This is a genomic window from Pseudomonas sp. NFX224 (genome assembly GCF_048565165.1).
GTDB lineage: Bacteria > Pseudomonadota > Gammaproteobacteria > Pseudomonadales > Pseudomonadaceae > Aquipseudomonas.
On sequence record NZ_CP183416.1, the window covers coordinates 523,703 to 547,828 of the forward strand.

Below are 24,126 nucleotides of genomic sequence, written 5' to 3' on the forward strand. Positions count from 1 at the left end.
CCCTGCCGGGCGCCACCACCAAAGTCCAATAAACACTGACTTACCTTTAATTTTTTTTTGCCGTAGAATCAGCCTGCCTTTTTAGGCGCCAATGTCCGTTAGAAGCTGTTTTCAAAGCGTCACGAGCACAGTCGTTCCTTCAGAGCGGTGTTGGCGAGGGGTTTTTCCAGCGGGGAAAAGCCCAACGCCAACCCTCATCAGCTCCCGTTCTGCAGGCGTAAAACTTTGAAAGCAGCTTCTGTAAGGAATTGTCGGTAATTCTGGCTAAGTGGCTCACAACGCCATGCAGCGCATGAGTACGGCAATTTCGGGATGAGCGTCCCGGACACCCATTTGGGACCACTGATGAGGGTAATAACTGTGCTTGAAGCCTACCGCAAACATATCGAAGAGCGTGCAGCACTGGGTATCGTTCCCCAGCCGCTTAACGCCGAACAAACTGCAGGCCTGGTCGAGCTGCTGAAAAATCCTCCGGCTGGCGAAGAAGCATTCCTCGTTGACCTGATCACCAATCGCGTTCCGCCTGGAGTGGACGAAGCAGCCTATGTAAAGGCCGGCTTCCTGTCCGCCATCGCCAAAGGCGAAGCCAAATCCCCCCTGATCGACAAGAAGCGCGCTGTTGAACTGCTCGGCACCATGCAGGGCGGCTACAACATCGAGACGCTGGTTAACCTGCTGGACGACGCCGAACTGGCTCCAGTGGCTGCCGAAGAACTCAAGCACACCCTGCTGATGTTCGATGCGTTCCACGACGTCGCTGAACGCGCCAAGAAAGGCAACGTTCACGCCCAAGGCGTGCTGCAATCCTGGGCTGACGGCGAGTGGTTCAAGAACCGCCCTACCCTGGCCGACAAGATCAGCCTGCGCGTATTCAAGGTCACCGGCGAAACCAACACCGACGACCTGTCCCCTGCTCCGGATGCCTGGTCCCGCCCGGACATCCCGCTGCACGCCCTGGCCATGCTGAAAATGGCTCGCGACGGCATCGTGCCTGACGCACAAGGCGTCACCGGTCCGATGAAGCAGATCGAAGAAATGCGCAACGCCGGTTTCCCTATCGCTTACGTCGGTGACGTGGTCGGTACCGGTTCTTCGCGTAAATCGGCCACCAACTCCGTACTGTGGTTCTTCGGCGACGACGTTCCTTACGTACCGAACAAGCGCGCAGGCGGCTTCTGCTTCGGCAGCAAGATCGCTCCGATCTTCTACAACACCATGGAAGATGCCGGCGCACTGCCAATCGAATTCGACGTTTCCAACATGCACATGGGCGACCTGATCGACCTGTACCCGCATGCTGGCAAAGTCTGCAAGCACGGCACCGACGAAGTCCTGACCACCTTCGAAATGAAGACCCCGGTCCTGTTGGACGAAGTTCGCGCCGGCGGCCGTATTCCGCTGATCATCGGCCGTGGCCTGACCGAGAAGGCTCGCGCCGAACTGGGTCTGCCAGCGTTCGACCTATTCAAGAAACCTGAAGCACCAGCCGAAAGCACCAAGGGTTTCACCCTGGCGCAGAAAATGGTCGGCAAGGCTTGCGGTCTGGCAGAAGGCAAAGGCATTCGTCCTGGCACCTACTGCGAACCGAAGATGACCACCGTAGGTTCTCAGGACACCACCGGTCCAATGACCCGTGACGAACTGAAAGACCTGGCGTGCCTGGGCTTCTCCGCTGATCTGGTGATGCAGTCCTTCTGCCACACCGCGGCTTATCCAAAGCCGATCGACGTGACCACCCACCACACCCTGCCTGACTTCATCATGACCCGCGGCGGCGTTTCCCTGCGTCCGGGCGACGGCATCATCCACTCGTGGCTGAACCGCATGCTGCTGCCGGACACCGTCGGTACCGGTGGTGACTCGCACACCCGTTTCCCGATGGGCATTTCGTTCCCGGCCGGTTCCGGTCTGGTCGCGTTCGCTGCCGCCACCGGCGTCATGCCGCTGGACATGCCGGAATCGATCCTGGTGCGCTTCAAAGGCAAAATGAAACCTGGCATCACCCTGCGCGATCTGGTTCATGCCATTCCTTACTTCGCCATCCAGAACGGTCTGCTGACTGTCGAGAAGAAAGGCAAGAAAAACGCCTTCTCCGGCCGCATCCTGGAAATCGAAGGCCTGGAAGGCCTGACGCTGGAGCAAGCTTTCGAGCTGTCCGACGCCTCGGCCGAACGTTCGGCTGCCGGTTGCACCATCAAGCTGTCGAAAGAGTCGATCACCGAGTACCTGCAGTCCAACGTGACCCTGCTGCGCTGGATGATCGGCGAAGGCTACGGCGATGCGCGTACCCTGGAACGTCGTGCCCAGGCGATGGAAGCCTGGATCGCCAACCCTGAGCTGATGGAAGCCGATGCCGACGCCGAATACGCTGAAATCATCGAAATCGATCTGGCCGACATCAACGAGCCTGTGCTCTGCGCGCCGAACGATCCGGACGACGCTCGTCTGCTCTCCAGCGTTGCTGGTGAGAAGATCGACGAAGTGTTCATCGGTTCGTGCATGACCAACATCGGTCACTTCCGCGCTGCCGGTAAATTGCTGGAACAGGTCAAGGGTCAGTTGCCAACCCGTCTGTGGCTGTCGCCGCCGACCAAGATGGACGCTCACCAACTGACCGAAGAAGGCTACTACGGCATCTACGGCAAGGCTGGCGCGCGCATGGAAATGCCGGGCTGCTCGCTGTGCATGGGTAACCAGGCACGTGTTGAGCCGAACTCGACTGTTGTGTCGACTTCGACCCGTAACTTCCCGAACCGTCTGGGTGACGGCGCGAACGTCTACCTGGCTTCGGCTGAGCTGGCTTCCGTGGCTTCCATCATGGGTCGCCTGCCGACCGTTGAGGAGTACATGGAATACGCTGGCAAGATCGACAGCATGGCGGCCGATGTCTACCGCTACCTGTCCTTCGACCAGATCGCCGAGTTCCGTGAAGCTGCAGCGAACGCCAACATCCCGGTCGTTCAAGCCTAACGTTACACAGCAATAAAAAACGCCGCCCATCGTGAGATGAGCGGCGTTTTTTTATGCCTTTCGAATCAAAAGATCGCAGGCTGCGATCTTTTGATCTTTACCTGTCAGGCACTCAGCGAGTAGACCAGCGCCGAAATGGCCACCAGGCCCACCGCCGTCACGAAGACGTTGGAGGCCTGACCACGATAACGAGCCATGGCCGGTACCTTGCGGATGGCGTACATCGGCATCAGGAACAGGATCGCCGCGATCACCGGGCCGCCGAGGGTTTCGATCATGCCGAGGATGCTCGGGTTGAGCGTGGCGACGATCCAGCACACCACCAGCATGAACGCAGCGGTCATGCGGTCCAGGGCCTTGGCCGACGGACGCTTGCCGCTCTTGACGATCAGGCCCTTGAGGCCTTCGCTGGCACCGATGTAGTGCCCCAGGAACGACTTGGAAATGGCCACGAAAGCAATCAACGGCGCCGCGAAAGCGATAGTCGGGTTGCTGAAGTGGTTGGCCAGGTACGACAGGATCGACAGGTTCTGCGCTTTCGCTTCAGCCAGTTGCGCTGGCGACAGGGTCAGCACGCAACTGAAGACGAAGAACAGCACCATCACCACCATCAAGGCGTGGGCGCGGGAGAGGATCTGCGAGCTGCGTTGTTCGGCGTGTTCGCCATAACGACGCTTCTGGTCCACGGCGAATGCCGAGATGATCGGCGAATGATTGAACGAGAACACCATCACCGGGATCGCCAGCCACAGGGTATGCAGCAGCGCCGATGGCGCCGGCACGCTGCTCGCGGTGGCGAGGATGCCGCCATTCCAGTGGGGAACCAGGTAAACCGCCAGGAACAGCAGCGCGACGATGAACGGATAGACCATCAGGCTCATGGCTTTGACGATCAATTGCTCACCGCAACGCACCACCGCCAGCAGGCCGAGGATCAGCACCAGCGACAGCACGGCGCGCGGTGGTGGCATGATGTGCAGTTGATGTTCGAGGAAGCTGCCGACGGTGTTGGTCAGCGCCACGCTGTAGATCAGCAGGATCGGGAAAATCGCGAAGAAGTACAGCAAGGTGATCAGCGCGCCGGCCCTGATGCCGAAATGCTCTTCCACCACTTCGGTGATGTCCGCGCCTTCACGACCGGACAACACGAAGCGGGTCAGACCGCGGTGTGCGTAGAAGGTCATCGGGAATGCCAGCAAGGCGAGGATCAGCAGTGGCCAGAAACCACCCAGACCCGCGTTGATCGGCAAAAACAGGGTTCCCGCACCAATCGCCGTGCCAAACAGGCCCAGCATCCAGGTGGTGTCTTGGCGATTCCAGCTCGAAAGGGTCGCTGGTGTCGCGTCTACATAGCGTTCGTTAACGCTATTGGCCTGATCATTCATCCGGTGGGATCTCCACATTCCGGTCACTTGCCACCCGGCCAGAACACGTCGGAGTACCCGACAGGCAGCGCCCTGGCCGAAACAGGGGCGCGATTCTGGAGTATTAGTGAACAGAAGCAAAGACTTAGGTGAGGAACGGTGGTGCCAACTCACGGTTTCTGGCCACATTAATCCCTGCTCGCGCCTACAGGGTTATGTGCACTGCCTGTCGTTGCGTTTCATCGCCGAACGACAATCCTCGCTTGATAAAGGTTTGGCGTCATGTATTTTAGACGCATCCACATCCCTTCTGGAGTCCTCACATGCCACTGGTTCGCGTCGATCTCAAGAAACAGCAGGACCCCACCTACGCCAAACGTGTTGGACAGTTGATCTACGCGGCCCTGCGCAGCGCCATTGATGTACCGGAAAACGATAACTTCCAGATTCTCAACGAACACGATGAGCAGCATTTCATCTTTGACCCGCAGTACCTGGGCATCCAGCGCACCGACAATCTGGTGATCATCCAGATCACCCTGAGCGAAGGCCGGACCCTGGAAAAAAAGAAACTGCTCTACAAAACCATCGTCGATGGCCTTAATGAGCAACTGGCAGTGCGTCCGGAGGATGTTTTCATTAATCTGGTGGAAGTGAAGAAAGAGAATTGGTCGTTCGGCAATGGCATTGCCCAGTACGCCCTCTGATTTTCAACTTTGATACCTGTGAGCCGCCAATGCCCCGAGTTTCCCGCAAGCAAGCCGACCTCAACCGCGAAATCATCGTCGACGCCGCCACGCGGCTGTTCCGCGAACGCGGCCTGCATGGCATCAGCGTTGTCGATGTGATGGCCGCGGCCGGCCTGACGCATGGCGGCTTCTATGGTCATTTCGAATCCAAGGAAGCGCTGGCCAGGGAAGCGAGCGAGCGGGCATTCAAACAGGTGGGCGAGCGCTGGCGGGAACGGGCCGCCTCCGGTGAGGATAAAGCCGCCTCGCGCCGGGCGCTGATTGACCCTTACCTGTCTGCGCACAGCCGTGACAACCCCGGTGACAGCTGCCCCGTCGTGGCCTTCGCCGGGGACATGTGCCATGAAAACGCCGACAGCGGCCTGCGCGAACCGTTCATGGAAGGCCTGAATCGACTGCTCGATTCATTCAGCAAACTGATGGACTCCGACGATGCCAGCGAAAACCGCCAGCAGGCGCTGGTGCAATATTCGATGATGGTCGGTGCATTAACGCTGGCCCGGGCCAGTCGGGGCGAAGCCCTGTCGGATGAAATCCTTGAGGCTACACGCCGTTTTCTGACAGCCGAAAAGCCTTGATCCCGCGCTTTCTCCTGAATATTCGGTATCGACAGAAAAATATCGCAGGCTTCGCCAGCTCCTACAATGAGTAGCACGGCTCCAGAAATGCTTGGCTTTGATCGTTGCCAAATCGTCCCGGAGCCAGCAATCTCAAGCGACGTTCGAGCCCGATATTCGATGCCCACAGGAGCCACGCATGCCCGCAACCGTTCTGGTACTGGTTGAAACCATCAATGATTACCTGCCTATCCTCGAACATCAGGGTTTTCACCTGATATTGGCCCCGACGCCCGCCGAGCGCGCCGAAGCCATTCACCGCCACAGCGGCCAGATCGATGCAGTCCTGACCCGTGGTCCGCTGGGCCTCTATGGCGACGAAATCGCCGCCCTGCCCAACCTGAAAATCATCTGTGTGATCGGCGCCGGCTATGAGATGGTCGACCTGCAAACCGCCGCCGACCGGGGCATTACCGTCACCAATGGCGCCGGGGTCAACGCCTCGTCCGTCGCCGATCACGCCATGGCCCTGCTGCTGTCACTGGTGCGGGATATTCCTCGCTGCGACGCCGCTGTGCGCCGGGGCGAGTGGCCGAAAATCATGCGCCCGTCCCTCGCGGGAAAACGCCTGGGCATTCTCGGCCTCGGCGCCGTCGGCATGGCCATCGCCAAACGCGCGGCCGCGGGCTTCGACATGAGCGTGTGTTACCACAATCGCCAACATCGCAGTGACGTACCCTACGATTTCTGCTCGACCCCCACCGAACTGGCGCGCGCCTCGGACTTCCTGGTCATCGCCACTCCGGGCGGCCTCGGCACCAAACACCTGATCAACCGCCAGGTTCTCGATGCCCTCGGTCCCAAGGGTTTTCTCGTCAACATCGCCCGCGCCAGCGTGGTAGTCACCGCCGACCTGATCATCGCGCTTGAGCAACGCCGAATCGCCGGTGCCGCACTGGATGTATTCGATGACGAACCCCAGGTGCCGGACGCGCTGAAATCCCTGCCCAACGTGGTGCTGACCCCGCATGTCGCCGGATTGTCGCCGGAAGCCACCCAAGGCACCGTCGAACTGGTGGGCCGCAACCTCGTGGCGTTCTTTTCCGGCCAACCCGTACTGACCCCCGTCGAGTTGCCGAAGAGCGTCACCAGCGCGGTCGTGTAGGACAATTCAAACAGCTGTATCAAAAGCAATGATTGCCCGGCAACACGATCACCTATAAGGGTCGCTCGTGGTTGTGGGCGCCGGGTGTGCGCATTAGATTAGCCAATAGTTTCAGGCCTCCAGAATAAGCAGAAGGGATAAGCATGGCGCTTACTGACCAGTCCACCCGTATCCGCTCCGGCGAAGAACTCGATGCCAGCCTGATCGATCCTTACCTCAAGGCGCACATTCCAGGGCTCAGCGGCCTGCCGCAAATCAGCCAATTCCCGGGCGGTGCCTCCAACCTCACCTATTTGCTCGAATACCCCGAACAAGAGTTCGTCCTGCGTCGACCGCCCTTCGGTCACAAGGCCAAGTCCGCCCATGACATGGGTCGCGAATTCCGCATCCTCAATCAATTGCGCGACGGCTTTGCGTATTGCCCGAAAGCCTACGTGCACTGCACCGACGAATCGGTGATCGGTGCCGAGTTCTACGTGATGGAGCGCGTCAACGGCATCATCCTGCGCTCGGAATTGCCAGCGGAACTGGGCCTGGATTCAGCGAAAACCGAAGCCCTGTGCAAGAGCTTCATCGACAAGTTCGTCGAGCTGCACCGGGTCGACTACAACGCCTATGGCCTGGGCGACCTCGGCAAACCGGAAGGCTATGTGGCGCGGCAGATCAAAGGCTGGAGCGATCGCTACGAAAAAGCCCTGACGCCCGATGCGCCACATTGGGAAGTGGTCAAGGCCTGGCTCAACGACAAGATGCCGGCCGATCACCCGACCTCCAGCATCGTGCATAACGACTATCGCTTCGACAACGTGATCCTCGACCCGAACAACCCGATGCAGATCATCGGCGTGCTCGATTGGGAACTGACCACCCTCGGCGATCCGCTGATGGACCTGGGCAACACTCTCGCCTACTGGATCGAAGCCGGCGACCCGGCCCCCGTGCAACTGATGCGCCGCCAGCCGAGCCACGCACCGGGCATGCTCACCCGCCGAGAATTCGTCGATTACTACGCCCAGAGTTCAGGTATCCAGATCGACAATTTCGATTTCTACTACACCTACGGCCTGTTCCGCCTGGCCGGCATCGTGCAGCAGATCTACTACCGCTTCTACCATGGCCAGACCCAGGACGAACGCTTCGCGCAGTTCATTCACATGAACAAGCTGCTGGAGCAGATGAGCCTGCAGGTCATCCAGAAATCCAGCCTCTGATCCGTTCCATTACAAGACTTACAACAAGGGAATCCCATGTCCAAGACTCAGTTGTTCGACCTCGACGGCAAGATCGCTTTCGTCTCCGGCGCCAGCCGTGGCATCGGTGAAGCCATCGCCAAACTGCTGGCCCAGCAAGGCGCCCATGTGATCGTGTCGAGCCGTAAGCTCGACGGCTGCCAACACGTGGCCGACGCGATCATCGCCGCCGGCGGCAAAGCCACCGCCATCGCTTGCCACATCGGTGAAATGGAACAGATCAGCCAGGTCTTCGCCGGTATCAAGGAACAGTTCGGGCGCCTGGACATCCTGGTCAACAACGCAGCGACCAACCCGCAGTTCTGCAACGTGCTGGACACCGACCTCAGCGCCTTCCAGAAAACCGTCGACGTCAACATTCGCGGCTACTTCTTCATGTCGGTGGAAGCCGGCAAGCTGATGCGCGAAAACGGTGGCGGCAGCATCATCAACGTCGCCTCGATCAACGGCGTGTCGCCGGGAATTTTCCAGGGCATCTATTCGGTGACCAAGGCTGCCGTGATCAACATGACCAAGGTCTTCGCCAAGGAATGCGCGCAGTTCGGCATCCGCTGCAACGCCTTGCTGCCGGGCCTGACCGACACCAAATTCGCGTCGGCACTGGTAAAGAACGAAGCGATCCTGAACACCGCGCTTCAGCAGATTCCGCTCAAGCGTGTAGCGGACCCAAGCGAAATGGCCGGCGCCGTGCTGTACCTGGCCAGCGATGCCTCCAGCTACACCACCGGCGTTTCGCTGAACGTCGATGGCGGCTTCCTGTCCTGATCCCTTTGGCAGGAGCGAGCTTGCTCGCTCCTGCAGGGAGCGCCATGTTACTGCGTCACGCAGCGCGTAGTGGTCGTAACCCGAGTCACCTCACCGTTTTCACCACGCACATCCCCCATCACATCGGTTTTATCCATAGGGCTCTGGCAGGTGCGCACGGGCGGTGGCAGCGCGGCGGGAGGTGGTGGCGGACTGGCACAGCCACCGAGAATCGCCACGCAGAATGCCAGCGACACAAGTGTACAAACGCGTTTCCCAAGAGTTTTCATAGGTTGACCCGCGATAAGTGAACGACACATTTTTTGTGACAACAGAACCGGCGTGCAAAATCCTCACACCTGTCATAAAAAAATAAATGCGAATCACCTAAAGCCCAATCATTGACCAATCCTTTGAAAACCTGGCATTTCTTACATCACCGGATCCGGGCGATGCAGGGTATTGCTCTCCAGTTCATAACGCAGTTCTTCGATCAGCGCTGTTGCCGCTTCCGCTGACTGCAGCTTCGCCATGTTCAAGCCACTGACCACCAGATCCACCTGCCCCGACACTGGGTGGTAGAGCTTGACCGTCAATGAGTGATCGCCGGTGATGCTGCAATCACAGGCCCGCGGAGAAAAACTGTGCTCGATCAGCATCCGTAACTGGGCCAGCGTAATCATTTCGATTGACCCTGGCGGCGTAATCCGTGGGGTTGCAGGTTCATCAGGCCGTTCCTTTAGCGGTTTCGAAGGAGGCAGGCAGGCCATCCAAAGACAACCGCCCGACGCCACCAGCCTAAAAGCCGCCACACCTGGACAACACATTAAATTGCACCCGGTGCCTTAGTGCATTTGCACCTTAACGCTGCCCCGTGTTTCGCCCTGCCCCTGCAAACAAACCACGCTCACGCGCCCAGACAATCGCCTCACTGCGGCTGTGCACATCCAGCTTTGAATAAACCGTTGCCACGTGATTACGCACGGTATTGGGCGCCAGCTTCAAACGGGCGGCGATTTCCTTATCGGCCAGGCCTTCACAGATAAGGCCCAGCACATCGCGCTCCCTGGCCGTCAGATCGGTGAAGGAGACGCTGGGTAATCGCGGTGAATTGACGCTTTTCACATTGGCCAGTTTTTCGATCAGCGTGCGGCTGAACCACGACGCGTCTTTCATCACCTCTTCGATGGCCGAGACCAATTCCAGCTCAGTGCGTTTGCGCTCGGTGATGTCCATCAACACCAGCAGGTAGCAGGGGCTGTCCTGAATGTTCACCGTGTCTGCCGACACCGCGCAATCAATCAATTCGGTGTCTTTGCGGCGCACGCGAACATCGATGCGATCCAGGCTTCCGGTTTTTTCCAGTGCTGCAAACAGCCGCCCCCGCGCGCTCTTGTCATCGAAGAAATCGATCTGCGCGATGCTCTCGCCCAGGACTTCTTCACTGGGGTAACCGAGGGTGCCGAGGAACGCTTCGTTGACATCCAGCACGATCTGATCCCCCGCACCGCACAGCAGAATCGGCACCGGTGACAGGCGAAAGGCCTTGGCAAAACGTTCTTCACTTTGGCGCAAGGCGACTTCAGCCTTGTGCCGCGGCTCCATGTCAACGAAGGAAAACAACATGCAAGGCTCATCGTTGAGCTCAAGGGGTTGGCCGGCAACGATCACCTGTTTGCCAGCGCCGTCCGCCATGCGCAACTCGGCCTGCATCTGCGGAATGGTTGCACCTTCACGCAAGCGTTGTTTGGCCAGGTCCTTGTTTTCGGCCTGTTCCAACACATCCAGCTCGTAGGCGGACGTGCCGATCACTTGGTCGCGGGCAAACCCGGTCATTTCGAGGAATCCGGGATTGACCTTGATGTAGCGCAAATCACTGAGGCGACAGATCACAGCCGGCGCGGGGTTGGCGGCGAAGGTTTTTTCGAAGCGCTGCTCGGCGCTGGCCCAGTCGGTGACGTCGTCCATGATCAACACCAGCGACTCGGGCTCGCCACGGCTGTCGGCCAGCACCAGACTGCGCACGCGATGAACCCAGTTGCGCTGTTCTTCCTCCTGCGCACAGGTCACATCGACCAACACGTCGCTGAAGGTTTCGCCCCGCGCAACGCGGTTGATGGGATAGCTATCGACGGGCACCACATGATTATTGCGATAGCGCAGGGCAAAGCGTTTGGCATAGGCCTTGGCATCGGCCCCGAGATCGCTGACTTGCTCGACGCCGTGCATGGCCAGCGCCGCGTCATTGGCCCAGAGAATGCTCTGGTCGGGGTCGAGCACAATCACCCCGTCGGACAGACCGGCGATGATCTGCTGCAACTGGCGGCGATTGGTTTCGGTGGTCAGGACGTCCAGGCTCATTGCGACTCCACACGTTGGGTAACCCTGTGAAATCTCCGACCGCCCGTTTTTCGGATAGTGCAAAGTACCTTGTGGGAGCTGTGCGTTAAGCAGGCCGATCTTGCAGGACCAGTTCGCGCAACGTATCGAGAAACAGCTTGAGCACCGGTGAATCATCGTCCGCACGGTAGGTGGCGTACAGCGGCACTTCCGGCAGCGCAGGTGTCAGTCGGCGAAACACCAGCCCGGCCGGCGCCAGTTGCTCGATGGAGGCCGGCAACAAGGCCACGCCGAACCCGGCGCGCACCAGGCTCAGCAGGGTTTGCACCTCGATCACTTGCTGGCGGATCTGCGGGGTGAAACCGGCCTGGATGCAGCACTGGAACAGAAAATCGGCGAACCGCGATTGCTTCAGCTCCAGAGCCACGAAGGGCTCCTGGGCCAGGTCTGCCGGCGCCAGGGTTTCACGGCTCGCCAACGGATGATCGACCGGCATCACCACGCGGATCGGCTCATAGATCAACAGTTCGTTGCGCAACTGTGGATCGTCATAACCGACCCGGAACACACAGGCGTCGATGCGTTTTTCCTTCAATGCCTTGACCTGCGCCGCCGGGGTCATTTCATGCAAGCGCCAGTTGACCTGCGGATAGCGCTCGCGAAACAAGTGCAAGGCCCGTGGCAGTACCCCCACCATCACCGAACTGATCATGCCGATTTCCAGCTCGCCCAACTGGCCGCGGCCGGTCTGACGCGTCAGGTCCAGCGCACGGTTGAGTTGCTCGAAAACCAGCGGCGCCTGCTCCTTGAGCATTTGCCCGGCGGCCGTCAGTTCGACCCGGTGATGGCTGCGTTCGAACAACGGCGTGCCCAGCTCCTCCTCCAGCAAACGAATCTGTTGGCTCAGGGGTGGCTGGCAGATGTGCAGCCGGGTGGCGGCACGACCGAAATGCAGCTCTTCGGCCAGCGCCATGAAATACCTCAACAAACGCAAGTCCATGCCCGTTATCCCAGGTTCAGTGGCGTTGAGCGCTGGCGCACCCCGGTCAGGCTGAATAAGGCATTGGCGATGGCCGGCGCCACCGACGGGCTGCCTAACTCGCCAACACCACCGGGTTTGCTCGGTTCGCCGTCGACCACCAGGATGTCCACCGCTGGCATGTCCGACATGCGCGTCACTCGATAATCGTGGAAATTACTCTGCACCACCCTGCCCTGTTTGATGTCCATTCGGTCGAACAACGCATGGCCAAGCCCCCACATCAAGCCGCCATAAATCTGCTCTTCAACACCACCGGGCGACACCGCCAGACCGCAATCGACCACACAGGTCAGTTTGTCGACCCTGATCACGCCGTCCTTTTTCGACAGGCGCGCCACCACCGCGATGAAGCTGGTGTAACCCTGATGGGTGGCGATTCCCAGCGCTGTGCCTTCCGGCAGTGGCTGGCCCCAACCGGCGCGCTCGGCGGCGCTTTTCAGCACCGCGACATGCCGTGGCCGATCGTGCATGTTGGCCAGGCGAAAGGCCAACGGGTCTTGCCCGGCGCCGTGGGCCAGTTCATCCATGAAACTCTCCACGGCGAACACATTGGGAATGAAACTCACCGAGCGATACCAGCCGCTGGGCACGTCGCTCTCATGCTTGACCCAGACCAGGTCCAGGTTCGCCGGCCGATAGGCAAAGTCCCACGCAGTGATGGCTTCGGTGGTGCTGTAATCCATCTTGTCCGGGCGCTCGAAGTAGCCCGGTTCCCATTGTTCCGGTGAAGCAGGCGACACCGCATTGAGTTGCAACGCCGTCAGACGACCCTGGCCATCCAGCGCGCCTTTGGCGCGGTGCAGCGTGGCCGGATGCATGAACAATGAACGCATTTCGTCTTCGCGGCTGTTCATCAGCTTCACCGGCACTTTGGCTTGCTGCGCCAGATAGGCGACTTCAAACAACCAGTATTTGGCCTCCCGCGCACCGAAGCTGCCGCCGGACACCAATTCGTTGATGGTGACGTTGGCCTTGTCGATCTTGCACACGGTTTGTGCCGCCTCCAGTGCCGATGACGGCACCTGCATCCCGCCCCAGTAAGTGATGGCGTTGTCCTTGACCTGCGCGGTGATGCAGATCGGCTCCAGCGGATTCTGCACTTTGTACGGCATGTGGTAGTCGGCTTCGAGCAGCTTCGCGGCACCCGGCCATTGTGCATTCACATTGCCCGCCGCCATGGTGGATACCCGTTGCGCGCCTGGGTCGTCCAGCGCTGCCGCCTGGGCCTTGGCCAGTTCATCGCTGTCGAAACCGGCCAGGGGCGAGTCGCTCCACTTCACGTTCAGTAGCGCTCGGCCCTGATGCGCCGCCCAATAGTTATCGGCCAGCACCGCAACGCCTTCCACGTTGCCGCCGAGCACATCCGGCCGCCCCGGCACCGCAATCACCTTGCGTACGCCGGGCACTTGCAACGTCGCGGCGGCATCCACCGACAGCACTTTTGCCCCCACCACCGGCGTGCGTTGAATCACCGCCACCAACATGTCCGGTAGCACCACGTCGATGCTGTATTTGAAGCGGCCGCAAACCTTGGCCTGGGCGTCGCGTTTATGCCGCAGTTTACCGATGTACTTGAACTGCGCCGGTTCCTTGAGCGTGACCTTGGCCGGTGTCGGCAGATGCACGGCAACATTGACCAGTTCGCCGTAACCGAGGCTGCGCTTGCTCGCCGCATGGACAACACGGCCCTCTTCGGTTGCGCAGCTGTCCGGACTGACTTTCCACTGTTTGGCCGCCGCCGCGATCAATAGCGCCCGGGCCGTGGCACCGGCCATGCGCAGACGATCGTATTCCAGCGAGACGCTGGTGCTGCCGCCGGTGGAAAAGACTTTCCAGACCGGATGAATGTAGGTCTCGAAAAACGGATCTTCCGGCGAGATCACCTGCACGGTCATCGGGTTGACGTCCAGTTCCTCGGCCACACAAGCGGCCAGGGCCGTGTGCGTTCCGGTGCCGGAATCGTGCTTGTGCACCACCAGTTTCACGGTGCCGTCGGGCAGGATTCGCACCCAGGCGTTGGGTTCGAACTCACCGGCCGGCGCCGGGGCTTTCGGGTCAGTCGCGGCCAGGCCCGAAGGCAGATAAAACGCAATCGCCAGCCCGCTGGCAACCGTCGCGCTGTGCTTGAGAAATCCGCGCCGCGAAAGGTCCATCGAAGGGATCGTCATCACGCCTCCTTCGGCGTGGACGCCGCGCGTTTGATGGCTTTGTTGATCCGCCCGTAGGTGCCGCAGCGGCACAGATTGCCGGACATGGCATTGCGAATCGAATCGTCGGTGACCGCCGCGCCGGTATTGAGCAGCGCGGCGGCGGACATGATCTGCCCGGATTGACAGTAACCGCATTGCGGGACATCTTCGGCAACCCACGCCAGTTGCAGCGGATGCTGTTCAGTGGCTGACAAGCCTTCGATGGTGGTGATGCTGTGCCCCGCCGCTGCGGCGACCGGTAGCTGGCAGGCACGCACCGCGACGCCGTCCAGGTGCACGGTGCAGGCACCGCACAGGCCCATGCCGCAACCGAACTTGGTGCCGGTGAGTTTCAAGTGGTCACGCAATACCCATAACAAGGGCATGGAGGGCAATGTCTCTACCAGCTCGTGTCGTTCGCCGTTTACCGTGAATTCGATCATTGTCAGGCTCCAAGAGAGCGGCCCGTCTTTGTGCAGGCCTGGTGATCGATTATTGGAAGCCTTGTGAAAACGGGGCCAGCGACGATTTCTGCCATCCTGTGTAAGTAGGACTAACAGCATGTACAAGCGATACCCGTCGGTGCAGTCCATGAGCGCGTTTATCCAGGCGGCGCGCAGCGGCAGTTTCTCCAGCGCGGCGCGCAAACTGGACCTGACCCACAGCGCCATCAGCCAGCAGATCCGCGCCCTTGAAGACTTCATCGGCCAGCCGTTGTTTGTGCGCGAAGGCGGCGGCAGCAACCTGACCGACGCCGGGCAGTTGTTCGCCAGTGTGCTGTCGGACGGCCTGGCGCAGATCGACCGGGCGCTGTCTTCGGTGAAGAACCGCAGCGTGGCGCAACGCCTGACGCTGGATATCGACAGTGAACTGGCCCAGAGCTGGCTCAACCCGCGCTTACCGCAACTGCTGGATCTGTTGCCCGATCATGAGGTGGTGTTGCTGTCGATGCCGCGCTCGGACCGCAGCGCGTTCGAACGCGTGGACCTGGCGTTGCGCTACGGTTATGGCGATTGGGACGATTGCGAGATGACGCAGATCTGCGGTGATCGGGTGATGGCGGTGGCTTCGCCTGAGCTACTGGAGCGCTATGGTTTGCAGCTGCCGTTGAGCCCGGCGCAGATCCTCGAATTGCCGTTGCTGGGTTACACGCGGCGCTCGTGGATTCCGTGGCTGGACGCGGCAGGCATGGCCCCCACCGAACCGCCGGCGCGGGTGGTGTTTGACAATGCGGCGAACCTGATTGCCGCTGCCGAGGCTGGCGTCGGTGCCGGATTGGTGCGTGGTTTGCTGGCGGCGGACGCATTGCGCAGCGGGCGTCTTGTGGCGTTGAACGAGGCGCAGATTGCGGCGCATTACAACCTGTATGCGGTGTGGCCGCCGGGGCAAGCCGAACGGGTGGCGCCGGTGGTTGAGGCGGTCAAGCAGTTGGCTTTGCGTACACAATCTTGACGCCATCGCTGGCAAGCCAGCTCCCACAGGTTTTGTGGTGTGTTTGACACCATCGATCACTGTGGGAGCTGGCCTGCCAGCGATGAGTCCCGCCCAGACATTACAAAACCATATCGAACACGTATCAACCCCTCGCCCAATTAATATTGTACGAACCCGACACCCCCTTCCAATACTTCCCCCCAAGCAGCCAGCGTCCCGAGCCGGATGCGACCAGGCGAGGGAATGCGTGATTGTTTGCGCATAGAAATGGCCGATTGCCCGGGACGTGGCTGCTGTGAACCGCAAGGTTCCCTACCCCGCTATCAGGAGATCGACTTCAATGATCATCGATATCAGCTGCTATCCCACCGATCTGGTGGACCTCGCCTGGAGGCATGACGGTGACCCGTTCACCGGCGAGCGTCTGCTGGAGATGATGGATGGCCCGTACATGGTCAACGGCAAGCCTCGCCGCATCGACAAAGCCTTCATCCAGCCCCCGCAAGGCAACACCATCTACACCTGGACCGACGGTGACCTGACAGGTCGCGAGTCCATCGACGCCTACATGGCCTACACCCTGAAAATGGTCCAGACCTACCCGGACCGCTTCATCGGCTGCTTCGTCTACAACCCGCGCTGCGGCGTGGAGAACGGCGTCGAGGCGATCGAGCGCTACGTCAAGGAACACGGTTTCAAGATGGTCCAGATGCAGGCCAACATGCACGCCTACCGTCCAGACCGTGCCCTGGACTGGGTGCGCCCGGCTTTCGAGAAATGCGCCGAGCTGGGCATCCCGGTCAAGCTGCACACCGGCGACGGGCCCTACAGCATCCCGTCGGAGTGGGTGCCGATGATCAAGGAATTTCCCAACGTCGATTTCATCATGGCGCACTTCGGCGTGCAGACCGGTGGCGTCTACGTGTTCGAACCGATGCAATGGGCGATGGAGCTGCCCAACGTCTACTGCGAATCGGGCTGGTGCCTGCAATCGCGGATCGTCGAGTTCGCCAAGGTTCTGCCGACGCACAAAATCCTGTTCGGCACCGACACCCCGCCGAACGAACCGGGCATGTGGCTGCGCCTGCTTGAAGTGTTGTGCCACGAGCCGCCTCAGGGCCTGAACCTCGACGAGGACACCCTCGAAGAATACCTGGGCAACAACACCGCCCGGATGATCGGCCTCGAACCGACCCCGCCGCCACGCACGGTTTGCGAAGCAGAGGCGCAGCTCAAGCGCCCCGTCACCACGCAACTGGCCAGGAGCTGAACCGATGATTATCGATACCCATCTGCACCCTACCAACCTGGTCGACGAGGCCTGGCGCCACACCGGCGAACCGTTCACCGGCGAGCGCATGCTCAAGCTGATGGACGGCCCGTACATGATCAACGGCAAACCGCGCCGCATCGACATGGGCTTCATCCAGCCGCCACCGGGTAACACCGGTTATCGCGACGGCAACCGCCGCGGACGCGAGGGCGTGCGTGACTACATGTCCTACGTCGCCGAACTCTGCGTGAAGTACCCGGACCGCTTCATTGGCAACTTCAACTTCAACCCGCGCTGGGGGCCGGAAAACGGTGCGGCGGAGCTGGAATTCCACATCAAGGAATACGGCTTCAAGATGCTCAAGCTGCACGCCAACATGCACGGTTATCGCCCGGACCGGGCGCTGGACTGGTTGCGTCCGGCGATGAAGGTCTGCGCCAAGTACAACATCGTGGTGCTGATCCATACCGGCGACGGCCCGTACACCATTCCGACAATGTTCTACCCGATCATCCGCGAATTCCCGATGGTCAATTTCATCATCGGCCACTTCGGTATCCAGACCGGAGGCAACTATTCGTTCGAAGCGTTCTGGATGGCCATGGACACACCGAACGTGTACTGCGAATCCGGCTGGTGCTTCCAGTCGCGGATCGTCGAGTTCGCCAAGGACCTGCCGCGCAACAAGATCGTGTTCGGCACCGACTCGCCGCCGAATGAACCAGGCATGTGGCTGCGTGAACTGGAAGTGTTGTGCTCGCCGGCGCCGCAAGGGTTGGGCATTGATGAGGATCACCTTGAGGATTACCTGGGCAACAACATTGCCCGGTTGTGCGGCATCGAACCGACGCCGCCACCCAAGGACCTGATCGAGGCGGACATTCGTCTGACCACGACGTACCTGTAACCCCGAAAACCTGCAGGAGCGAGCAAGCTCGCTCCTGCAACGAGGTGAAACCATGACCCTCCCCACACTCGGCGATACCCAGGACTTTCACGATTTTATCGATGCGTATCGCCGGCAATACCCGGACGATGTGCTCACGGTCCAGCATGCCCTTTCTGCCGATCAGGACGTCACCGCCCTGGTCGATGCCCTCGCCATCCAAGGCCGCGATCCGCTGCTGATCTGCGAAAAAGTCGGCAACTTCAGTGCGCCGGTGGCCACCAATCTGTTCGCCTCGCGCACCCGCATTGCCCGGCTATTTGGCGTCACCCCGGCGCAATTGCACGAGACGTTCCAAAAGCGCGCCAACAGCCCCATCGCCCCGCGCTACGTGGAAACCGGCCCGGTGCTGGATGAGATCTACGAAGGCGAAGCCGTGGACCTGGCGCTGCTGCCGATGCTCAAGCACTTCGACAGCGACCGCGGCCCGTACATCACCAACGCGATCATCATTGCCGAAGACCCGGCCACCGGCATTGCCAACATGAGCTATCACCGCTCGATGCGCCATACCCGGCAGACCCTCGCCACCAGCCTGCATTCACGCGGTCACCTGTGGCGCATGCTGCAAACCGCCCGCGAACGGGGCGAAGAATTGCGCGTGGCCATGGTGGTGGGCGCGCACCCGCTGTTCATGCTGGCGGCGGCGGCCCGTTTGCCGTTCGGCAGCGATGAACGTGCGGTGGCGGGCGGTTTGTTCGGTGCGCCACTGGAGCTGGTGAAAACCCCGCGTTATGGCATCGGTGTACCGGCCAGTGCGGAGTTTGTCCTGGAAGGCGCCATCGACCCGGCGGCTTATGCCGAGGAAGGCCCGTTCGGTGAGTTCAGCGGTTATTCCTCGGATCGCTCGACCAACAACGTGCTGCGCATCGACACCCTGATGCGACGCAAGGACGCCTGGCTGGTGGACGTGGTCGGCGGACGCTACGCCGAACACCTGACCCTGGCGCGGCTGCCTCGGGAAGCGGAGATGAGCGAGAAACTCAAGGCACGCTTCCCTGCTGTCACCGCCGTGCATTACCCGAATTCCGGCACGCATTTTCATTGCTATGTGGCGCTGGACCAAAGCCGTGACGGCGAGGCGCGGCAGATCATGCTAGCCCTGCTCGGCTGGGACCCGTACCTGAAAACCGTGATTGCGGTGGACAGCGATATCGACATCAGCGACGACAGCCAGGTGTTGTGGGCGCTGGCCACGCACTTCCAGCCGCACCAGGACATTTTTGTCATCGATGGTTTGCCCGGCAGCCCGCTGGACCCGTCGTCCTCGGTCAACGGCACCACCTCGCGCATGGGCCTGGACGCCACACGCGGCTCGGGTTTCGACGGCATCAAGGCGCAGCTGGATCAGGACGTGGTCGAGCGCGCGCGCCAACTGCTCAAGAGCTACGCGTCATGAACCGCCAACGCATGGTGGTTGGCATCAGCGGTGCATCGGGATTCATCTACGGCGTGCGCCTGCTGGAGTTGCTCGCCGAACTGAACATTGAAAGCCACTTGATCATCAGCCGCGCCGCGCTGCTGACCATGGCCCACGAAACCGACTACAAACTGGCCGACGTCACGGCGCTGGCCAGCCACTATCACCGCGCCGACGACGTGGCCGCCGGGATCGCCAGCGGTTCGTTCCGCTGCCTGGGCATGGTGGTCGCGCCTTGTTCCATGCGCACCCTGGCGGAAATCGCCACCGGCACCTCTTCAGGCCTGATCGGCCGGGCCGCCGACGTCACCCTCAAGGAACGCCGCACGCTGGTATTGATGGCCCGGGAAACGCCGCTGACCCTCGCCCACCTGCGCAACATGACGGCGGTCACCGAGATGGGCGGGATCATCGCCCCGCCCGTGCCGGCTTTTTACGCCCGCCCGCAAAACCTGGCGCAAATGGTCGATCACAGCCTCGGCCGTGTCCTCGACCTGTTCGGCCTTGATGCCGGCACCGCACGACGCTGGAGAGAACACCCGAATCCCTGTGGGAGCGAGCCTGCTCGCGATGAGGCCATGCCTGTCGCCAGCAGTGTTGGCTGACCCACCGAAATCGCTAGCAGGCTAATTCCCACAGTTGATCGCACTTCGACAAAACACAGGTAAGGAGCATCACATGAACACGCCATTCAACGCCCCAACCCCGAACACCAAAATCCCGGTGACCATCCTCACCGGCTTTCTCGGCGCCGGCAAAACCACCCTGCTCAACTACATCCTCAAGGAAAACCACGGACGGAAAATCGCCGTGATCGAAAACGAATTCGGCCAAGTCGGCATTGATGGCGACCTGGTGCTCAGTTCCGAAACCGAAGAGATCTACGAGATGGTCAACGGCTGCGTGTGCTGCACCGCCGAAGTCCGCGAAGACCTGGTGCGCATCGTCCGTGAACTGGTGGCGCGCCCGGTGCGCCTCGATCACATCCTGATCGAAACCAGCGGCCTGGCCGACCCGTATCCCGTAGCCCAGAGTTTCTTCATCAACGACCCGATTGCCGATGAAGTGGAGCTGGACGCCATCGTCACCATGGTCGACGCCAAGCACATCGCCCAGCACCTGGAAGACCTGCAACTCGACGGCGTCGACAACCAGGCCGTGGATCAGATCGTCTGCGCCGACCGCATCGTGATCAACAAAGTCGATCTGGTCAGCGCCGCCGAAGTGGCCTCCCTGAGCGACAAGATTCGCGGCCTGAACGCCACGGCGGATCTGGTGACCTCCAGTTATGCCGAGATCGACCTGTCGAAAATCCTTGGCATCGGCGCCTTCGAGTCCTCGCAAAAGCTCATGGAAATCGGCGCCGAACACAACCATCACGCCGATGAACAGCACCACGAACACGATGACCTGGACCATGAACACGACGCGAGCGTCACCTCGGTGGGCATCGCCGTGGACGGCGCGGTCAACCTGGGCGACTTCCACCGCTGGATCACTCAACTGCGCACCGAGCAGGCCGACACCCTGTACCGCATGAAAGGTGTGCTGGCGGTCGCCGATCAGGACCAACGCTATGTCCTGCAGGGCGTGCACAGCCTCGTCGAGTTCCGCGCCTCCACCTTGTGGGGCAACGAACCGCGCTCCAGCAAGATCGTGTTCATCGGCCGCGACTTGGACCGCGCGGCGTTGAACCAGGGCTTTACCGCCTGCCTGGCAGGTTAAAAAAGGCATCGGAGCCGGTGGATGGCGGTTCCGGGCACATGAATGACTGATGCCAGACAGTCAAGGCAACACCGAACCTGCGAGCGGCATCAGAACGAATACCCCTCTCTACCGAATGACAACAACAAGAGGTGTTTCCCCATGTCGTCAGCCACTACCCCGTCAAAACCCATCGCCACCCTCCATCCCGTCGACCAGGTGTTATCGGTGCGACAAATGCTCACCCTCGGCCTGCAACACATGGCCGTCTCGTACATCGGCGCCATCGCCGTGCCGTTGATTGTCGCCAGCGCCTTAAAGATGTCCCAGGCAGACACGGTGGTGTTGATCAGCACCACGCTGTTCTGCTCCGGCATCGCGACCTTGCTGCAAACCGTCGGTTTCTGGAAATTCGGTGTGCGCTTGCCGATTTTGCAGGGTGTGGCCTTCAGCAGCGTGGGCCCGGTCATCGCCATCGGCAGCAACCCGGAAGTCGGTTTTGCCGGGGTGTGCGGGGCGGTGATCGGCGCGGGGATTTTTACCATGCTCGCCGCGCCGTTCGTGGGGCGCTTGCGTCGCTTCTTCCCACCGGTGGTCACCGGTTGCATCGTTACGGTGATCGGTTTGCAGCTCTTCCCGATTGCCTACGAATGGGTCGGTGGCGGGCGGCATGCCGCGGACTTCGGCGCACCGACGTACCTCGCGGTGGCGGCGGTGGTGTTGCTGACCATTCTACTGGTCAACCGTTATGGCAGCCCGATGCTGCGCAACATGGCGGTGCTGGTGGGCATGCTTGTCGGTGCGGGCCTGGCTTACGGGATGGGCATGGGCAGTTTTCACAGCGTGCAGGAATCACCGTGGCTGACCGTGCCTTACCCGTTCTATTTCGGTCTGCCGACTTTCAGCCTGATTCCCATCGCCACCATGGTGGTGGTGATGATCGTGCAAATGGTCGAGTCCATGGGCCTGTTCGTGGCCATCGGTGACATCGTCGACAAACCGGTGGAAGACAAACAAGTGATCAACGGCCTGCGCGCCAATGGCCTGGCCAGCACCATTGCCGGGATGTTCGCTGCGTTTCCGTTCATTGCCTTCATGGAAAACGTCGGGCTGGTGATTCTCACCGGTGTGCGCAGCCGCTGGGTAGTGGCCGTCAGTGGCTTGCTGATGTGTTCGGTGGCGCTGGTGCCCAAGGCCGGCGCGATCATTGCGTCGATGCCGACCGCCGCCCTCGGTGGTGCCGGGATCGCCATGTTCGGCGTGGTCGCCGCCGCGGGGATTCAGACCCTGGCCAAGGTCGACTACGAGCGCAATCGCTACAACGTGCTGATCGTCGGCTTCACCATCGCCGCCGCCCTGGTGCCGGTGTTGGCGCCGGCCTTGTTCAAGCAATTACCTGAGTGGTCGCAACCGTTCCTGCACAGCAGCGTGGTGATCGCCTGCCTGGTGTCGGTGTTGCTCAACGCCACCCTCAACGGCGTCAGCGTACCTGATGCCACCGCCAGCAAATCCGCCACCCACAGCCTCTGACTGGAGCCGACCATGACTCAACTGCAAAACATCCTGATCAAGAACCCGGCGGCGGTGATGACCGGCCTGCGTGGCCCCCGTGCCCGGGCCGGGGCCGTGGACATCCGCATCGTCAACGGGCGCATCGCCGAAATGGCCGCAGGCCTTGAGGCGCAACCCGGTGAACGGGTGATCGATGCGCGCCATTCCATCGTTTATCCGGGCTGGATCAACACTCACCATCACCTGTTCCAGAACCTGCTCAAAGCCGTGCCTGAGGGTTTGAATCAAGACCTGCAAGGCTGGCTGGCCAGCGTGCCTTACCCGCGCCTCAACCGCTTTACGCCTCAACTGGCGCGGATCGCCGCACGGCTGGGCATGGCCGAACTGCTGCTGTCGGGGGTGACCACCTGCGCCGATCACCATTACCTGTATCACGCCAACGGCACCACCGAGACCGGCGACCTGCTGTTCGACATGGCCGATGAATTCGGCCTGCGTTTTGTGCTGTGCCGTGGCGGTGCGCTGGAATCAGCCAGCGCCCATCCAGGGTTTTCGAAAACCGCGCTGCAACCGGAAACCCTGGATCAAATGGTCGGCGATATCGAACGCCTGAAGTCGCTGTATCACCAGGACACCCCGAACGCGATGCGTCGGGTGGTGGTGGCGCCGACCACGCCAACCTTTTCGCTGCCGCCGACGCTGCTGCGCGAACTGGCGCACACCGCACGCGGGCTTGGCTTGCGCCTGCACACGCACTTGTCCGAGACGCAGAACTACGTGAATTTCTGCCGCGAAAAATACAACTGCCTGCCGGTGGAGTTCGTCGCTGAACACGAATGGCTCGGCCCGGACGTGTGGTTCGCCCACGCGGTACACATGCAGCCTGGTGAAATCCGCATGCTCGCGCAAACCGGCACGGGTGTGTCTCACTGCCCGGTGAGCAATGCCCGCCTGGGCAGCGGCGTGGCGCCGATCCCGCAGATGTTCGAGGCCGGGGTGCCGATTTCCCTGGGCGTGGATGGCGTGGCGTCCAACGAATCCGGGAGCATGGTCGGTGAAGCCAACACGGCATGGCTGATTCACCGGGCCGAACAAGGCGCCGCCGCGACCACCGCCGAAGACGTCATTCACTGGGGTACGGCGGGTGGAGCGCAGGTGCTGGGGCTTGGCTCGGTCGGAACGCTTGAAGCTGGGCAGGCAGCGGATCTGGTGATTTATGGCCTGGATCATCCACGCTTCTTTGGCTTCCACGACATTGCCGTTGCCCCCGTGGTGGCGGGTGAACCGATTGCGGTGAAGTACAGCCTGGTCGGTGGCCGGGTGGTGGTCGATGACGGCGTGATTCCGGGACTGGATGTGCAGCAGATGCGCGCCGAGGCGTGGGATGGGGTGCGGCAGTTGATGAGTGTGGATGACTGATCCAATCCCCCCGCAGGAGTTGCCGAAGGCTGCTCCTGCGGGGATCGC

At 60.9% G+C, this 24,126-nt stretch carries 20 protein-coding genes; 14 read left to right on the forward strand and 6 right to left on the reverse strand.

The genetic code is table 11. The features are described from left to right. Nucleotides 1-360 precede the first annotated feature (360 nt). Nucleotides 361-2,970, forward strand: coding sequence for a bifunctional aconitate hydratase 2/2-methylisocitrate dehydratase (gene acnB, locus ACNYC6_RS02185; protein WP_419712899.1), 2,610 nt, complete (start codon nt 361-363; stop codon nt 2,968-2,970). 104 nt (nt 2,971-3,074) lie between these two features. Here the strand turns inward: acnB and ACNYC6_RS02190 are convergent, their stop codons facing one another. After that, a complete protein-coding gene (locus tag ACNYC6_RS02190; RefSeq protein ID WP_419710869.1) occupies nt 3,075-4,355 on the reverse strand; it encodes a serine/threonine transporter in 1,281 nt (426 codons plus the stop codon). A gap of 302 nt (nt 4,356-4,657) precedes the next feature. On the opposite strand from ACNYC6_RS02190, the gene ACNYC6_RS02195 reads away from it, so the two are divergent. From ACNYC6_RS02195 to ACNYC6_RS02215, 5 genes are all read left to right on the forward strand, one after another. Continuing rightward, complete coding sequence (locus ACNYC6_RS02195; protein WP_338580443.1) at nt 4,658-5,041, forward strand: tautomerase family protein; 384 nt, start codon at nt 4,658-4,660, stop codon at nt 5,039-5,041. 29 nt (nt 5,042-5,070) lie between these two features. Next, nucleotides 5,071-5,661: a TetR/AcrR family transcriptional regulator gene (locus ACNYC6_RS02200; protein ID WP_419710870.1), complete on the forward strand. Its 591-nt coding sequence runs from the start codon at nt 5,071-5,073 to the stop codon at nt 5,659-5,661. A 178-nt stretch (nt 5,662-5,839) separates the two neighbouring features. Next, a complete protein-coding gene (locus ACNYC6_RS02205) occupies nt 5,840-6,805 on the forward strand; it encodes a 2-hydroxyacid dehydrogenase (RefSeq protein ID WP_419710871.1) in 966 nt (321 codons plus the stop codon). A gap of 143 nt (nt 6,806-6,948) precedes the next feature. Further along, a complete protein-coding gene (locus ACNYC6_RS02210) occupies nt 6,949-8,016 on the forward strand; it encodes a phosphotransferase family protein (RefSeq protein WP_419710872.1) in 1,068 nt (355 codons plus the stop codon). A 36-nt stretch (nt 8,017-8,052) separates the two neighbouring features. Further along, entirely contained in the window at nt 8,053-8,820 is a 768-nt protein-coding gene (locus tag ACNYC6_RS02215) for an SDR family oxidoreductase (RefSeq protein WP_103393686.1), read from the forward strand. A 410-nt stretch (nt 8,821-9,230) separates the two neighbouring features. Here the strand turns inward: ACNYC6_RS02215 and ACNYC6_RS02220 are convergent, their stop codons facing one another. From ACNYC6_RS02220 to ACNYC6_RS02240, 5 genes are all read right to left on the reverse strand, one after another. After that, nucleotides 9,231-9,482 carry a DUF1652 domain-containing protein gene (locus ACNYC6_RS02220; protein ID WP_419710873.1) on the reverse strand — a complete coding sequence of 84 codons (252 nt, stop codon included), beginning with the start codon at nt 9,480-9,482 and terminating at the stop codon, nt 9,231-9,233. Nucleotides 9,483-9,660: 178 nt separating this feature from the next. After that, nucleotides 9,661-11,160, reverse strand: a complete 1,500-nt coding sequence (locus ACNYC6_RS02225) for a helix-turn-helix transcriptional regulator (RefSeq protein ID WP_419710874.1) — start codon at nt 11,158-11,160, stop codon at nt 9,661-9,663. Between the two features lie 85 nt (nt 11,161-11,245). Beyond that, nucleotides 11,246-12,139: a LysR substrate-binding domain-containing protein gene (locus tag ACNYC6_RS02230; protein WP_419710875.1), complete on the reverse strand. Its 894-nt coding sequence runs from the start codon at nt 12,137-12,139 to the stop codon at nt 11,246-11,248. A gap of 5 nt (nt 12,140-12,144) precedes the next feature. Then, on the reverse strand, nt 12,145-14,349 hold the full coding sequence (locus tag ACNYC6_RS02235; RefSeq protein ID WP_419710876.1) for a molybdopterin cofactor-binding domain-containing protein: 2,205 nt from the start codon (nt 14,347-14,349) through the stop codon (nt 12,145-12,147). Further along, nucleotides 14,349-14,813 (reverse strand): (2Fe-2S)-binding protein, encoded by a 465-nt coding sequence (locus tag ACNYC6_RS02240; protein ID WP_419710877.1) that lies wholly within the window; start codon nt 14,811-14,813, stop codon nt 14,349-14,351. Before ACNYC6_RS02240 ends, ACNYC6_RS02235 begins: the two co-directional genes overlap by 1 nt. Before the next feature lie 118 nt (nt 14,814-14,931). Here ACNYC6_RS02240 and ACNYC6_RS02245 point away from each other — a divergent pair, with 118 nt between their 5' ends. The 8 genes from ACNYC6_RS02245 (at nt 14,932) to ACNYC6_RS02280 (ending at nt 24,078) form a co-directional block, all read left to right on the forward strand. Further along, nucleotides 14,932-15,822 carry a LysR substrate-binding domain-containing protein gene (locus ACNYC6_RS02245; RefSeq protein ID WP_419710878.1) on the forward strand — a complete coding sequence of 297 codons (891 nt, stop codon included), beginning with the start codon at nt 14,932-14,934 and terminating at the stop codon, nt 15,820-15,822. Between the two features lie 322 nt (nt 15,823-16,144). Next, a complete protein-coding gene (locus tag ACNYC6_RS02250) occupies nt 16,145-17,074 on the forward strand; it encodes an amidohydrolase family protein (RefSeq protein ID WP_150700665.1) in 930 nt (309 codons plus the stop codon). Between the two features lie 4 nt (nt 17,075-17,078). After that, nucleotides 17,079-17,984, forward strand: coding sequence for an amidohydrolase family protein (locus tag ACNYC6_RS02255; RefSeq protein ID WP_053158646.1), 906 nt, complete (start codon nt 17,079-17,081; stop codon nt 17,982-17,984). 52 nt (nt 17,985-18,036) lie between these two features. Then, nucleotides 18,037-19,422 carry a UbiD family decarboxylase gene (locus ACNYC6_RS02260; protein ID WP_419710879.1) on the forward strand — a complete coding sequence of 462 codons (1,386 nt, stop codon included), beginning with the start codon at nt 18,037-18,039 and terminating at the stop codon, nt 19,420-19,422. Continuing rightward, nucleotides 19,419-20,048 (forward strand): UbiX family flavin prenyltransferase, encoded by a 630-nt coding sequence (locus ACNYC6_RS02265; protein ID WP_419710880.1) that lies wholly within the window; start codon nt 19,419-19,421, stop codon nt 20,046-20,048. Before ACNYC6_RS02260 ends, ACNYC6_RS02265 begins: the two co-directional genes overlap by 4 nt. Before the next feature lie 73 nt (nt 20,049-20,121). Then, nucleotides 20,122-21,168 carry a CobW family GTP-binding protein gene (locus ACNYC6_RS02270; protein ID WP_419710881.1) on the forward strand — a complete coding sequence of 349 codons (1,047 nt, stop codon included), beginning with the start codon at nt 20,122-20,124 and terminating at the stop codon, nt 21,166-21,168. Between the two features lie 141 nt (nt 21,169-21,309). Continuing rightward, nucleotides 21,310-22,677 carry a nucleobase:cation symporter-2 family protein gene (locus tag ACNYC6_RS02275; protein WP_419710882.1) on the forward strand — a complete coding sequence of 456 codons (1,368 nt, stop codon included), beginning with the start codon at nt 21,310-21,312 and terminating at the stop codon, nt 22,675-22,677. Nucleotides 22,678-22,689: 12 nt separating this feature from the next. Next, a complete protein-coding gene (locus ACNYC6_RS02280) occupies nt 22,690-24,078 on the forward strand; it encodes an amidohydrolase family protein (RefSeq protein ID WP_419710883.1) in 1,389 nt (462 codons plus the stop codon). Nucleotides 24,079-24,126 lie beyond the last annotated feature (48 nt).

Bases quoted from the DNA above. Each gene is read 5' to 3' on its own strand.
- ACNYC6_RS02190 (WP_419710869.1), bottom strand. From the start codon at position 4,355: ATGAATGATCAGGCCAATAGCGTTAACGAACGCTATGTAGACGCGACA.
- ACNYC6_RS02195 (WP_338580443.1), top strand. From the start codon at position 4,658: ATGCCACTGGTTCGCGTCGATCTCAAGAAACAGCAGGACCCCACCTAC.
- ACNYC6_RS02200 (WP_419710870.1), top strand. From the start codon at position 5,071: ATGCCCCGAGTTTCCCGCAAGCAAGCCGACCTCAACCGCGAAATCATC.
- ACNYC6_RS02205 (WP_419710871.1), top strand. From the start codon at position 5,840: ATGCCCGCAACCGTTCTGGTACTGGTTGAAACCATCAATGATTACCTG.
- ACNYC6_RS02210 (WP_419710872.1), top strand. From the start codon at position 6,949: ATGGCGCTTACTGACCAGTCCACCCGTATCCGCTCCGGCGAAGAACTC.
- ACNYC6_RS02215 (WP_103393686.1), top strand. From the start codon at position 8,053: ATGTCCAAGACTCAGTTGTTCGACCTCGACGGCAAGATCGCTTTCGTC.
- ACNYC6_RS02220 (WP_419710873.1), bottom strand. From the start codon at position 9,482: ATGATTACGCTGGCCCAGTTACGGATGCTGATCGAGCACAGTTTTTCT.
- ACNYC6_RS02225 (WP_419710874.1), bottom strand. From the start codon at position 11,160: ATGAGCCTGGACGTCCTGACCACCGAAACCAATCGCCGCCAGTTGCAG.
- ACNYC6_RS02230 (WP_419710875.1), bottom strand. From the start codon at position 12,139: ATGGACTTGCGTTTGTTGAGGTATTTCATGGCGCTGGCCGAAGAGCTG.
- ACNYC6_RS02235 (WP_419710876.1), bottom strand. From the start codon at position 14,349: ATGACGATCCCTTCGATGGACCTTTCGCGGCGCGGATTTCTCAAGCAC.
- ACNYC6_RS02240 (WP_419710877.1), bottom strand. From the start codon at position 14,813: ATGATCGAATTCACGGTAAACGGCGAACGACACGAGCTGGTAGAGACA.
- ACNYC6_RS02245 (WP_419710878.1), top strand. From the start codon at position 14,932: ATGTACAAGCGATACCCGTCGGTGCAGTCCATGAGCGCGTTTATCCAG.
- ACNYC6_RS02250 (WP_150700665.1), top strand. From the start codon at position 16,145: ATGATCATCGATATCAGCTGCTATCCCACCGATCTGGTGGACCTCGCC.
- ACNYC6_RS02255 (WP_053158646.1), top strand. From the start codon at position 17,079: ATGATTATCGATACCCATCTGCACCCTACCAACCTGGTCGACGAGGCC.
- ACNYC6_RS02260 (WP_419710879.1), top strand. From the start codon at position 18,037: ATGACCCTCCCCACACTCGGCGATACCCAGGACTTTCACGATTTTATC.
- ACNYC6_RS02265 (WP_419710880.1), top strand. From the start codon at position 19,419: ATGAACCGCCAACGCATGGTGGTTGGCATCAGCGGTGCATCGGGATTC.
- ACNYC6_RS02270 (WP_419710881.1), top strand. From the start codon at position 20,122: ATGAACACGCCATTCAACGCCCCAACCCCGAACACCAAAATCCCGGTG.
- ACNYC6_RS02275 (WP_419710882.1), top strand. From the start codon at position 21,310: ATGTCGTCAGCCACTACCCCGTCAAAACCCATCGCCACCCTCCATCCC.
- ACNYC6_RS02280 (WP_419710883.1), top strand. From the start codon at position 22,690: ATGACTCAACTGCAAAACATCCTGATCAAGAACCCGGCGGCGGTGATG.